The sequence below is a fragment of the Paracoccus sp. (in: a-proteobacteria) genome (genome assembly GCF_030536915.1).
GTDB lineage: Bacteria > Pseudomonadota > Alphaproteobacteria > Rhodobacterales > Rhodobacteraceae > Paracoccus.
This window is the reverse complement of record NZ_JAUNPC010000086.1, coordinates 1-11,690: the sequence shown is the minus strand read 5'-3', so window position 1 is coordinate 11,690 and position 11,690 is coordinate 1. Positions and strand designations below refer to the sequence as shown.

Here is an 11,690-nt window from a genome sequence, read left to right as displayed (position 1 = left end):
GCTGAAGCAGGCGCTGGCCATCGTCCGCGATTTCCGCGGCTGGCTGATCCAGCATTTCAGGCTGGTCGCATGAGCGCCGGGATGTTCACCGAGGAAACCGTCGCCGCGATGGTCCACGAGTTGCGGACCCCCGTGACCACGATCCGGGCGCTGGCGGAACTGATGCTCGACACGCCGGGGATGGAGGAGGACGAGCGGCGCGGCTTCCTGTCCATCATCGCGGATGAATCGCGCCGGCTGGGCCGGCTGGTCGACGAGGTGCTGGAGGCGGCGCGGATCGGATCGGCCGAGGCCGAGTGGCGGATGGAGGATCTGGACCCCCTGGCCCTGACCGCCGAGGCCGCGCGGCTTGCCACCGGGCTGATGCGGGAACGCGGCGTCGAACTGTCGCTGGACCTGCCGGCAATTGCGCCCAAAATCAGGGGCGACCGCGACCGGCTGCTGCAGGTGCTGCTGAACCTTCTGTCGAACGCGGCGAAGGCCGCGCCGGGGCAGGGCGGGCATGTCGCCCTTGCCCTGGCTGCGGATGGGGACCGCGTGACCATCCGCGTCACCGACAATGGTCCCGGCATCGCGCCCGAGGATCGCGAGGCGGTGTTCCAGCCTTTCCACCGCCTGGGCCAGACGGGCACGGGCCTCGGCCTGCCGGTCAGCCGCCGCATCGCCCGGCGCCATGGCGGCAGCCTGTCGGTCGAGCCTTCCGACAGGGGCGCCCGCTTTGCCCTGTCCCTGCCCCTGGCCGAGGGGGCGTCATGACCCACAGCGTCCTGATCGCCGATGACGAGCCCAACATCGTCATCTCGCTTGAGTTCATGCTGAAGCGCGAGGGTCATCGCGTGCTGGTCGCCCGCGACGGCGCGCAGGCGCTGGACCTGATCCGCGCCGAGCGGCCCGCGCTGGTGCTGCTGGACGCGATGATGCCCGGCATGTCGGGATTCGAGGTCTGCGAGGCCGTGCGCGCCGACCCTCAGATCGCCGCGACCCGCATCCTGATGCTGACCGCCAAGGCCCGAGCGCCCGACATGGCGCGCGGCATCGGCGCGGGTGCGGATGCCTATGTCCCCAAGCCCTTTTCCACCCGCGACCTGATCGCGCGGGTGCGCGAGCTTCTGGGATGAGGCGGCGCGGCCTCGTGGCGGCGGTTCTTGCGCCGGGGGCCGCGCTTGCGCTGTGGGTCGTGCTGGGCGCGGTGGTGTTCCTGCTGGCGCTGGGACCGCGCAGCGCTGCCCTTCGGGCGACCTGGCGGGTGGCGCTGCAAAGCCACGGGATGCTTCTGGTGCTGTGGTGGCTGATCGCCGCGGCCCTTGCGGGCTGGCTGGTGCGGCAGCTTTACGACCGCCTGGTCCTCGGCCCCGAGCGGCTGCTGGCCGCGACCCGCATCCTTGCCGCCCAGGAAGATGCCGCCAGCCTGCCCGAAGACGTCATGACGACCCGGGCGACCCGCGCCCTGGGGTCCGAGATCGAGCGGCTCGTCGCCGAGCGGCGCGAGCTGCAGGCCGAGATGGCGCGGCTGGTCGACGAGGCAAGCCGCAGCGTCGCCGAACAGCGCGACCAGCTTGCGGCCCTGATGGACGAACTGGATCACGCCGTCGCCGTCTGCAACCGCGACGGGCGCATCCTGCTTTACAACGCGCGGATGCGGAAGCTGGCCGGGCGGCTGGCGGTCGGCGCGGACAGGGTGGCGCTGGGCCGGTCGATCCATGCGGTGCTGGACCCCGCGGCCATTGCCCATGCGCTGGAAACCGTCGAAGGGCGGATCGCGCGGGGGGTGCCCGCCAGCGCCTCGGTCGCGCAGGTCGTCACCACCTCGGACAACGGGCATCTGCTGCGCGTGAGCCTTGCGCCCGTGAGCCATGCCGAGGGCGGGGGGCGGGGATTGCGCGGCTATGTGCTGCTGGTCAATGACGTGACCGAGGACCAGCAGCGGCAGGCGCGGCGCGACCGGGCGCTGCTGCGGATGACGGAACGCAGCCGCGCCGCCATCGCCAACCTGCAGGCAGCGCTGGAGATGCTGGACTACCCCGACCTGTCGCCCGAGGACCGCCAGCGCTTCCTGTCCGTTCTGGGCGACGAGATCGCGCAGATGCGCGAGCGGCTGCTGGCCGACGATGCCGAGGCCGCGCATGAGCTTGCCGCCCGCTGGCCCCTGCACGACATGCTGGGCAGCGACCTGATGGCGGCGGCCGTCCGCAGGCTGCAGGCGACGGCGGGGGCGCCGATCACCACCTCGGCGCCCGAGGCGGAACTGTGGTTGCGGATTGACAGCTTCGGGCTGATCGGTGCGCTGGATCACCTCGCCCGCCGCATCCTGCACCTGCGCCACGACCCGGTGCTGTGGCTGCGGCTGAACCGCGCCGGGCGTCACGCGCATCTGGACCTCGACTGGGTGGTGCGCGAAGGCATCCCCCCGGTGGACCCGCGCGCGCTCAGCACGATGCCGGACGAGCCGATCGACGGCGTGCCGGGCACGGTGTCGGTCCGCGACGTGATCGAGCGACACGGCGGCGAGATCTGGGTCGGCCGCAATCCCGACACCGGGCGATCCTTCTTCCGCATGCTGCTGCCGCTTGCCGCTGTCGAGACGGTCCTGGCCGAGGCCAAGCCCGGCAGCCGCCCCGAGTTCTACGACTTCGACCTGTTCGCCGCCGGCCAGGGCGAGGCGGCGGACAGTCGCCCGCTTGTGGAACTGTCCTTCACCGTCTTCGACTGCGAGACCACGGGCCTTGATCCCGCGGGCGGGGACGAGATCATCCAGATCGGCGCCGTCCGCATCCTCAACACCCGCATCCTGGAAGGCGAGGTGATCGACCAGCTTGTCGATCCCCGGCGCCTGATCCCGGAAGCGGGCACTGCCATCCACGGCATCCGCCAGAACATGGTGCAGGGCCAGCCGACCATCGCCGAGGCGCTGCCGGTCTTCCACCGCTTTGCCGAGGGCAGCGTGCTGGTCGGGCATAACGTGGCCTTCGACCTGCGTTTCCTGCAGATGAAGGAACGGGCGACCGGCCTGCGCTTTGACCATCCGGTGCTGGACACGCTGCTGCTGTCGAGCGTCCTGCACCCGGCCGAGGAAAGCCACAGCCTGGAAGCCATCGCCGCCCGGCTGGGGGTTCGGATCGGCGGGCGCCACACCGCGCTGGGCGATGCGCTGGCCACGGCCGAGGTGTTCCGGCGCATGATCCCGCTGCTGGCGCGGCAGGGCATCGTGACGCTGGGGCAGGCGCGGGCGGCCTCGGACCAGTCGCAATTCGCGCGGCTGCGGTATTAAAGCTCGATCCCTGCGCCCGGCGGGACGGGGTTGATCCGGGGGGCAAGGTCCGGCACGTTCTCGGGCTGCGGGGGCGGGGGTGCGCCGGGCTTGCGGCGGATGATGATGTCGCCGTTCGGCAGCCGCTCGGGTGGCAGTTCGTAATTGCCGAGGTCGTCGATCAGCTTCGACATTTCTTCGAAAACGGGGCGGTAGTCCTGCATCAGCCCGCTCATGTCGCGGGCAAGCCCCTGCAGATGCGGCTGCGCCCGGCTGAGAAGGTCGTTGAAGAAATTGTCCAGCAGCCCCGGTTCCGAGTCCGGCAGTTCATAGGGACGCGCCTCGCCCGCCGGCGGCTCATCGGCGCGCGGCATCTGCCACGGCGAATCCTGCGCCATGGCTGCCCCGGCAACGGGAAGAAGCATCGCGGCGGTCAGGGCGAAGCGGATCATGCGGGCGGTCCTGTGATGGCAACAGAAGGCGAACCGCCGGGGCAGGCCAGGGGTTCCCGCGCCGGTCCCTCAGCCGAACTGCGCGCGCCAGGCGGCCCAGGCCTCGTTGATGGCGCGGGTGCGCGATTCGGCCAGCCGGATCGCCTCGGGCGGCAGGCCATGGGCCTGCGCGCGGTCGGGATGGTTTTCGCGGATCAGGTCGCGGTACCGCGCCCGCGCCTCGGGCAGCGGCGTGCCGGGAGAGATGCCCAGCACCTCGCAGGGCAGGCAGCGCGGCTGGCCGGGCAGGCGGCTGGCGCGGATGGCGGCGTGATCCTCGGGCGAGATGCCGAAGATGCGGGCAACCTCGTCCAGAAACACCTGCTCGCCTTCGTGCAGTTCGTGCTCGGTCGAGGTTGCGATGACGTAAAGCCCGTCCAGCACGTCCACCAGCACCGGATCGCCGGGCGGGAACAGCCGCGCCAGCCGTTCCGCCCACAGGTCGAACCCGGCCACGTCCTTGCGGGCAAGGTCGAAGACATGGGCGGCATGGCGTTCCTCGGACCGGGGGATCTTGAAGATGCGGCGGAAGGCCGCGACCTCTTCACGGGCGACGCGGCCATCCGCCTTGGCGATCTTGGCCCCCAGCGCGATCACCCCGATGGTGAAGGCGACGGACCGTTCCGGCGGCACGACCGCGCGGTTGCGCCCGATCAGCGCGGCAAGGCGGTCGCCGATGCGCTGCCAGAACCCGCGGGGCGGGGGCAGGTGCGGCGGGGCCTGGGCGGTGGTGATCGCGAAATCGTCCATGACGTCCAGCCTAGCCGAGCGCAGACCTGTGCGAAAGGGCCGCAGGCATGCGGGCCATGCGCGACGGCACTGCCGAAGGTCACGGGGCAGACAGGTCCTTGCCCATCAGCACCAGATCATGGAACTGCCCGAATTTCCAGCCGGCAGCGGGGATGAAGCCCCATCGCGCGTAACCGTGGCGTTCATGAAAGCGCAGCGAACCCTGGTTCGAGCCGGTGATCCCGCCGATCATGATCCGCCCCCCGCCGGCACGGGCGTGATCCTCGGCCGCCGCCAGCAGCGCCGTGCCCAGCCCCATGCCCCGATGTGCGGGATCAACGTGGATCGAATGTTCCAGCGCCTTCGCGTAACCCGCGCCGCCGCGGAACTGCGTGCAGGTGGCGAAGCCCGCCACGCTTGCGGCGGTGGCGGCGATCAGGAAGGCGTGACCCGCCGCCTGCCGCTGGGCGATCATCGCGGCGATCTCGTCCTCGCTGCGCTCGGTGGGCCAGAAGGTGATGGCGGTGTCGCGGATGACGGAGTTCCAGATCGCCGCGATGCCAAGGGCATCCTCTGCCCCCGCATCCCGGATCACGAAAGGCCCCGACATGGCTATTCCAGACCCCTCAAGCCTCATCTTCTTCGAAAAAATATCCTGGGGGAGTCGTTCGCAGAACGACGGGGGCGAAGCCCCCATGCGGCTGCAATCCGTGCCACCCGCTCAGGCCCGGTGCACGCCCTCGGCCAGCCCGCGCACGAAATCCAGCACCTGCGCCACCGGCTTGCCCTCGGCGATCTGCTTCACGATGGCCGAGCCGATGACGCAGCCGTCGGCGACCCGCGCCACCGCCTCGGCCGCCTCGGGCGTCGAGATGCCGAAGCCGACCACCACCGGCAGCCCGGCCGCCTTGCGGATGCGGGCGACCTCGGGGGCGACCTCGGCGGCGTCGGCGGCCGGCCCGCCGGTGATGCCGGTCACGCTGACGTAATAGACGAAGCCCGAGGTGTTGCGCACCACCGCGGGCAGCCGCCGGTCGTCGGTCGTTGGCGTCGCAAGGCGGATAAAGTTCAGCCCGGCTTCCTGCGCGGGGATGCACAGCTCGGCATCCTCCTCGGGCGGCAGGTCCACGACGATCAGCCCGTCCACCCCCGCTTCGGCGGCGTCCGACAGGAAGCGTTCGACCCCGCCCGCGCGGGCGTAGATCGGGTTGTAATAGCCCATCAGCACCACGGGCGTCTCGTTGTCCGACTGGCGGAACGCGCGCACCATCTCCAGCACGCCGCTGATCGTGCCGCCCGCCGCCAGCGCCCGCTGGCCCGCCGCCTGGATGGTCGGGCCGTCCGCCATCGGGTCGGTGAAGGGCATGCCCAGCTCGATGATGTCCACGCCAGCAGCGGGCAGCCCGCGCATGATCTGCAGCGAGGCGTCGCGGTCCGGGTCGAAACCCATGATGTAGGTGACAAAGGCCTTGCGGTTCCTTTCCCCCAGCCGGGCGAAAAGCCGGTCGATGCGGGTCTGCGGCCGCGTGGCCTCGGCGGGGGTCTGGGTCTTGGGTTCGCTGTTCATGCCGGGGCCTTTCCTGCGTTGATGCAGCTTTACCGGCAGCGGCCGCAAAGGGGAAGCGGCTGCGCTTTACGGCCCCGCCCGCGTGACCTAGATAGCCTCCCATCGCTGGAAGGGGTGAGACAATGGGCTTTCGCATGGGTATCGTCGGGCTGCCGAACGTGGGCAAGTCCACTCTGTTCAACGCCCTGACGCGCACCGCCGCCGCGCAGGCCGCGAACTTCCCCTTCTGCACCATCGAGCCGAACGTGGGCGAGGTTGCCGTGCCAGACCCGCGCCTCGACGCCTTGGCCGGGATCGCCGGATCGAAGCAGATCATCCCGACCCGCATCACCTTCGTGGACATCGCCGGGCTGGTGAAGGGCGCGAGCCGGGGCGAGGGCCTCGGCAACCAGTTCCTTGCCAACATCCGCGAGGTGGACGCCATCGCCCATGTCCTGCGCTGCTTCGAGGACGGCGACATCACCCATGTCGAGGGCCGCGTGGACCCCGTGGCCGACGCCGAGACCATCGAGACCGAGCTGATGATCGCCGATCTGGAGTCGGTCGAGCGGCGGATGGCGAACCTGCAGCGCAAGCTGAAGGGCGGCGACAAGGAGGCCGCGGCGCAGGAACGCCTGCTGAAGCAGGCACAGGCCGCACTGGAGGCGGGCCAGCCCGCCCGCACCGTCACGGTGGCCGAGGACGACCGCAAGGCCTGGGACATGCTGCAGCTTCTGACCGCCAAGCCCGTGCTTTACGTCTGCAACGTGGCCGAGGAGGACGCGGCCAGCGGCAATGCCTTTTCCGAGGCCGTCGCCCGGATGGCCAAGGCGCAGGGCGCAGGCCATGTCGTCATCTCGGCCCGGATCGAGGAGGAGATCAGCCAGCTTCCCGCAGACGAGGCGCAGATGTTCCTGTCCGAGATGGGTCTTGAGGAAGCGGGCCTCGACCGCCTGATCCGCGCAGGCTACGCGCTGCTGGGCCTGCAGACCTATTTCACCGTCGGTCCCAAGGAGGCGCGGGCCTGGACGATCACCCGCGGCACGCTGGCCCCGCAGGCGGCGGGCGTGATCCACGGCGACTTTGAAAAGGGCTTCATCCGCGCCGAGACCATCGCCTATGACGACTATGTCGCGGGCAAGGGCGAGGCGGGCGCGCGCGAGGCCGGCAAGTTCCGCGTCGAGGGCAAGACCTATGAGGTCAAGGACGGCGACGTGCTGCATTTCCTGTTCAACGCCTGAGGCGGGGATGGTGGGCGGCAGTCTGCCCGGACAGACTGCCATCCCGGCCCAAGGCGGCAACCGTGCTTTCCGGACGCCCGGCAGCCGGCGGGGCTTGCCCGCGGGTCCGTATCCCGGCAGAGGCTGAAGCGCCCGCAACGCAAGTCCGGCGGCCCTGAAGTCGAGCGAAAGGACATCCCGGAAATGCCGCGACCCATGTTCTTCCGTCCCGGCTTGCGGCGGTTCGGGTGGGATCTGGCGACGCTGTCCATCGCGGGTTTCGGCGCATGGCTGTTCGCGGCGCTCGGCCTGCCGGCGGCCTGGCTGATGGGGGCGATGGTCGCCACGGCGCTGGCGGCGGTCGCGGGCCTGCCGGTCGAGTTGCACCGGGCCCTGCGCGAGATCGCCTTCCTGCTTCTGGGCATCTCGATCGGGTCGAGCGTGACGCCCGGCATCGTTGCCGAGATCGCGGCATGGCCGGGCAGCGTCGCGATGCTGGTGGCCTCGATCGGCGCGACCATGGGGGTGTCCAGCCTTTATCTGCAGCGCGTCCATGGCTGGGACCGGACCACGGCGCGCTTCGCCTCGATGCCGGGGGCGTTTTCCTCGGTCGCGATCATCGCCGCGAACAGCCGCGCCGACCTGCCGCGCGTCATCCTGGCCCAGAGCCTGCGGGTCTTCACGCTGGTGGCGCTGATGCCGCCGATCCTGTCGCTGCTGAATGGCGGCGGGCAGGCCGAAGGCGCGGCATTGCCGCCGCGGCCCGTCAATTCAGCCCCCGAGGCGCTGGCGGTCTTCCTTGCCAGCGGCGCCGCGGCGGCGCTGCTGAACAGGCTGCATGTCCCGGCGGGCACGCTGTTGGCCGCCATGACCATCAGCGCCACGCTGCATGCAACGGGCCTGGTGCATGGCGGGTTTCCGCAGCCGCTTGTCATCTTCGGCTTCATCGCCACGGGGGCGGTGATCGGCGCGCGGTTCCGGGGAACGACCCTGCAGACGGTCACGCAGACCGTGCCGGGCGCGGCGGTCAGCATCCTGCTGGCGCTGGCGGTCTCGGCGATGTTCGCGGCCGGGGGCGCATGGGCGCTGGACCTGCCCTTCGGGCAGCTATGGCTCGCCTATGCGCCGGGCGGGGTCGAGGCGATGGCGGCGATGGCGCTGGTGCTGAACCTCGAACCGGCCTTCGTGGGCGCGCATCACATCCTGCGTATCCTCGGCCTCAATCTCGTCAGCCCGCTGTGGTTCCGCAACACAGGCCGCGGGGGATGATCCCTGTTCCGTGGCGCAGGCCGGATCAGCGCGAGCAGATCTGCTGAAGCTGGACCCACTCGCCATCCGACATCAGCGGCTCGGGCGGCGGGTTTGCGCGGAACGGGTCGGCCTCGATCAGCGTCAGCACCGTCTCGCCGCTGGGATCGAGCGAACGGGCATAGGGTTCGCTGGGCACGCCCGCCTCGCGCATCCGGTCCAGCAGCGCATCCTCGTCCGGGCGCGGGGCGGGGCGCAGCAGCAGCGCGGTTCCCTGGCCCGCGATGGCGCGGGGGGGCAATTCGCCCGAGGTCAGCATCGAGATCGCGGCGCGCAGCCCCGCCTGGTCCAGAACCTTGCGCAGCGGATCGCCCCCGGCGGCCACGAGGTCCGCCGCAAGGACATGGCCCGCCGCCACCTGCGGCCCCGGCTCGCCTGCGATCATGTCGTCGCCGATGGCGATGATCCGGCCGGGCAGGGCGCGTGCGCCCCGCATCGTCGCGGGCAGCACCACGATGCGCCCCTCGGGTCCCAGAAGCCGCGCCGACAGCCGGTCCAGCACCGCCGCGCCCGAGGGCCGGTCGCAGGGCGCGCCGGTCGTCTGCCCCATGTCGGCAAGGATCGACAGCCCCACCGCCGTCCGCTGCGCCGGGGGGGCGATCCGCGCGGCATGGGCGATCACCGCGCCCGGCAGCCAGACGATGCCCGCCAGCGCCACCGCGCCGATCAGCGACCACAGCAGCACCCCACGAAGGCGTCCGGGATGCGGGCGGCTGGCGGCGATGGCGGAATGGACGCGCTCGATCGCATCGACCATCAGGGTGTCGCCGATCTCGACGACCTCGTCCTGCTCGGCCGCGCCCGGCGCGAAGATCGCGGGCATCTGGCCGGGGTTAAGGCGGGTGACGGCGGGCAGGGACCAGTGGGACAAGGGTTCCTCGGACCGGGGGTCGCGCAGGATCAGCGTGGCGTCCCCGAAGGACACGATCACGTCGCGCAGCCGCTCGGACGGGTTCGGCCGCCAGACGCCGGTCGCCTCGAGGCGCTGGAACTGCGTCAGTGCGGTCACGGTCGCGGAAGCCCTTTCCTGTGGGTGCGCCAGTCCGTCAGGAACGGGGCGGGGTTTCGGCAAGAATGTGCCGATTCAGCAGCCTGCGTCCAGAGCCGTGCGCGAGATGCGAGTGACGCGATCGCGAGGGAGCTGCGGCGGGCAAGCCGCCAAGGGGCTTTACGCCCCCGGGGCCAGCGCTGAACATGGAACAGGCCCCCGATCCCCCCGCGCGGCGGAGGGGGCCGGCGCGGCGGCCCGCCCTTATTCCTCGGCGATCCGGATGCCCTGGTCGCTGGCCAGGCGCCGCATCCGCTCCTGCAGCTTTTCGAAGGCGCGGACCTCGATCTGGCGGATGCGCTCGCGCGAGACGCCGTAGCGTTCGGACAATGCCTCCAGCGTCATCGGGTCGTCGCGCAACCGGCGCTCGGTCAGGATGTCCCGTTCGCGGTCGTTGAGGACGTCCATCGCCGACAGCAGCATCGAGCGGCGGGTGTCCAATTCATCCGCCTCGGCATAGTCCGCGGCCTGATTGGCGGTCTCGTCCTCAAGCCAGTCCTGCCATTGCGCGGTCGAATCGCCGTCCGCCGAACCGATCGTCGCGTTCAGCGAGGCGTCGCCCCCCGACAGGCGGCGGTTCATCTCGATCACCTCCTGCTCGGTCACGTTCAGGTCGGTGGCGATCTGGCGGACGTTCTCGGGGCGCAGGTCGCCTTCCTCAAGCGCGCCCAGCTTGGCCTTGGCTTTCCGCAGGTTGAAGAACAGCTTCTTCTGCGCGCTCGTGGTGCCCATCTTCACCAGCGACCAGGACCGCAGGATGTATTCCTGGATCGAGGCGCGGATCCACCACATCGCATAGGTGGCCAGCCGGAAGCCCTTTTCCGGGTCGAAACGCTTGACGGCCTGCATCAGCCCGACGTTGGCCTCGGAAATGACCTCGCCCTGGGGCAGCCCGTAGCCGCGATAGCCCATGGCGATCTTGGCGGCCAGCCGCAGATGCGACGTGACCAGCCTGTGCGCGGCCTCGGAGTCCTGGTGGTCGACCCAGGCCTTGGCCAGCATGTATTCCTCTTGCGGCTCCAGCAGGGGGAACTTGCGGATCTCCTGCATGTAGCGGTTGAGGCCCTGTTCCGGGCTGGGTGCCGGAAGCCTTGTATAATTTGCCATTGTCCTTTCCTGTGTGATGACGCTGGCGGGATCATTCAGGGAACGTTGCGCCCGAAGGCGGGGTTCCGCGCAGGACCGCAACCAGCGCCTGCATATCGGCGGGTATTTCACTATCGAATGCAAGCCAGCGCCCGTCCTGCGGATGGGCAAAGCCCAGATGCGCGGCGTGCAGCGCCTGCCGGGGGAAGCCTGTGACCGCTGCGGCGGCATCGCCCAGGGCGCGGGCCGAGGCGCGGCGGGCGCCGCCATAGACCGGGTCGCCGATCAGGCCCAGCCCGCAATGGGCCAAGTGGACGCGGATCTGGTGGGTGCGCCCGGTTTCCAGCCGGCACTCGGCCAGCATCGCGGCGGGTGGGGTGCCATAGCTTTCCAGCATCGTGGCGCGGGTGACGGCATGGCGGCCATGGGTCATGCTGACGGCCTGCCGCTGGCGGTCCGTCGGATGGCGGCCCAGCTTTGTCGCGATCCGCAGGACGCCGCCGGGTTCGAAGCTGACGCCGGGCAGGCCGCGCAGGCGCGGGTCGGCCGGATCGATAGTGCCATGGGCCAGCGCAAGATAGCGGCGGGCGGCCGAGTGGTCCTCGAACTGCCGGGCCAGCGCGTGGTGGGCAAGGTCGGTCTTGGCGACGACCAGAAGGCCCGAGGTGTCCTTGTCGATCCGGTGGACGATCCCCGGCCGGGCCGCGCCGCCGATCCCCGACAGGCTGCCCGCGCAATGCGCCAGCAGCGCGTTGACCAGCGTGCCCGAGGGCGAGCCGGGCGCGGGATGGACCACCATCCCCGCGGGCTTGTCGATGACGATCAGCGCATCGTCCTCGTGGACGACGTTCAGGGGGATCGCCTCGGGCTGCGCGTCGATCGGCTCGGGCGCGCCGATGGTGATGATGTAGTCGCCCGGCAGCGGACGGGCCTTGCCGTCGCGCACCGGCCCCTCGGGTCCCTGCACGGCGCCATCGGCGATCAGCTTGCCGATGCGCGAGCGTGACAGGGCCGC

General features: G+C 70.6%; 12 protein-coding genes. 5 read left to right on the top strand and 7 right to left on the bottom strand.

What is annotated here, in order from left to right; genetic code table 11:
* Positions 1-69: 69 nt before the first annotated feature.
* The 3 genes from Q4F04_RS12625 to Q4F04_RS12615 are packed head-to-tail and all read left to right on the top strand — an operon-like array spanning position 70 to position 3,268.
* Entirely contained in the window at positions 70-756 is a 687-nt protein-coding gene (locus Q4F04_RS12625; RefSeq protein ID WP_303370176.1) for a sensor histidine kinase KdpD, read from the top strand.
* Entirely contained in the window at positions 753-1,118 is a 366-nt protein-coding gene (locus Q4F04_RS12620; RefSeq protein WP_303370175.1) for a response regulator transcription factor, read from the top strand. The genes Q4F04_RS12625 and Q4F04_RS12620 overlap by 4 nt, the downstream gene beginning before the upstream one ends.
* Positions 1,115-3,268: an exonuclease domain-containing protein gene (locus tag Q4F04_RS12615; protein ID WP_303370174.1), complete on the top strand. Its 2,154-nt coding sequence runs from the start codon at positions 1,115-1,117 to the stop codon at positions 3,266-3,268. The genes Q4F04_RS12620 and Q4F04_RS12615 overlap by 4 nt, the downstream gene beginning before the upstream one ends.
* Here the strand turns inward: Q4F04_RS12615 and Q4F04_RS12610 are convergent.
* The 4 genes from Q4F04_RS12610 to trpA all read right to left on the bottom strand — a co-directional run bounded on the left by Q4F04_RS12610 (position 3,265) and on the right by trpA (position 6,034).
* Positions 3,265-3,699: a hypothetical protein gene (locus tag Q4F04_RS12610; RefSeq protein WP_303370173.1), complete on the bottom strand. Its 435-nt coding sequence runs from the start codon at positions 3,697-3,699 to the stop codon at positions 3,265-3,267. The two genes, Q4F04_RS12615 and Q4F04_RS12610, sit on opposite strands and share 4 nt — an antisense overlap.
* Positions 3,700-3,768: 69 nt before the next feature.
* Positions 3,769-4,488 (bottom strand): molecular chaperone DjiA, encoded by a 720-nt coding sequence (locus Q4F04_RS12605; RefSeq protein WP_303370172.1) that lies wholly within the window; start codon positions 4,486-4,488, stop codon positions 3,769-3,771.
* A gap of 79 nt (positions 4,489-4,567) precedes the next feature.
* Positions 4,568-5,077, bottom strand: coding sequence for a GNAT family N-acetyltransferase (locus Q4F04_RS12600; protein WP_303370171.1), 510 nt, complete (start codon positions 5,075-5,077; stop codon positions 4,568-4,570).
* 111 nt (positions 5,078-5,188) lie between these two features.
* On the bottom strand, positions 5,189-6,034 hold the full coding sequence (trpA, locus tag Q4F04_RS12595; protein WP_303370170.1) for a tryptophan synthase subunit alpha: 846 nt from the start codon (positions 6,032-6,034) through the stop codon (positions 5,189-5,191).
* Between the two features lie 122 nt (positions 6,035-6,156).
* Here trpA and ychF point away from each other — a divergent pair, with 122 nt between their 5' ends.
* Entirely contained in the window at positions 6,157-7,254 is a 1,098-nt protein-coding gene (gene ychF / locus Q4F04_RS12590) for a redox-regulated ATPase YchF (protein WP_303370169.1), read from the top strand.
* 183 nt (positions 7,255-7,437) lie between these two features.
* Positions 7,438-8,502 (top strand): AbrB family transcriptional regulator, encoded by a 1,065-nt coding sequence (locus tag Q4F04_RS12585; RefSeq protein ID WP_303370168.1) that lies wholly within the window; start codon positions 7,438-7,440, stop codon positions 8,500-8,502.
* A gap of 25 nt (positions 8,503-8,527) precedes the next feature.
* Here the strand turns inward: Q4F04_RS12585 and Q4F04_RS12580 are convergent, their stop codons facing one another.
* The 3 genes from Q4F04_RS12580 to Q4F04_RS12570 all read right to left on the bottom strand — a co-directional run.
* On the bottom strand, positions 8,528-9,550 hold the full coding sequence (locus Q4F04_RS12580) for a hypothetical protein (protein WP_303370167.1): 1,023 nt from the start codon (positions 9,548-9,550) through the stop codon (positions 8,528-8,530).
* Between the two features lie 243 nt (positions 9,551-9,793).
* Entirely contained in the window at positions 9,794-10,696 is a 903-nt protein-coding gene (gene rpoH / locus Q4F04_RS12575) for an RNA polymerase sigma factor RpoH (protein ID WP_303370166.1), read from the bottom strand.
* Positions 10,697-10,727: 31 nt separating this feature from the next.
* The coding region (locus Q4F04_RS12570; RefSeq protein ID WP_303370165.1) for a pseudouridine synthase at positions 10,728-11,690 on the bottom strand (963 nt) is incomplete at its 5' end.

Excerpts from the sequence above, each read along its gene's own strand:
- trpA (WP_303370170.1), bottom strand. The coding sequence starts at position 6,034 with ATGAACAGCGAACCCAAGACCCAGACCCCCGCCGAGGCCACGCGGCCG.
- Q4F04_RS12625 (WP_303370176.1), top strand. The coding sequence starts at position 70 with ATGAGCGCCGGGATGTTCACCGAGGAAACCGTCGCCGCGATGGTCCAC.
- Q4F04_RS12610 (WP_303370173.1), bottom strand. The coding sequence starts at position 3,699 with ATGATCCGCTTCGCCCTGACCGCCGCGATGCTTCTTCCCGTTGCCGGG.
- rpoH (WP_303370166.1), bottom strand. The coding sequence starts at position 10,696 with ATGGCAAATTATACAAGGCTTCCGGCACCCAGCCCGGAACAGGGCCTC.
- Q4F04_RS12605 (WP_303370172.1), bottom strand. The coding sequence starts at position 4,488 with ATGGACGATTTCGCGATCACCACCGCCCAGGCCCCGCCGCACCTGCCC.
- Q4F04_RS12600 (WP_303370171.1), bottom strand. The coding sequence starts at position 5,077 with ATGTCGGGGCCTTTCGTGATCCGGGATGCGGGGGCAGAGGATGCCCTT.
- Q4F04_RS12620 (WP_303370175.1), top strand. The coding sequence starts at position 753 with ATGACCCACAGCGTCCTGATCGCCGATGACGAGCCCAACATCGTCATC.
- ychF (WP_303370169.1), top strand. The coding sequence starts at position 6,157 with ATGGGCTTTCGCATGGGTATCGTCGGGCTGCCGAACGTGGGCAAGTCC.
- Q4F04_RS12615 (WP_303370174.1), top strand. The coding sequence starts at position 1,115 with ATGAGGCGGCGCGGCCTCGTGGCGGCGGTTCTTGCGCCGGGGGCCGCG.
- Q4F04_RS12585 (WP_303370168.1), top strand. The coding sequence starts at position 7,438 with ATGCCGCGACCCATGTTCTTCCGTCCCGGCTTGCGGCGGTTCGGGTGG.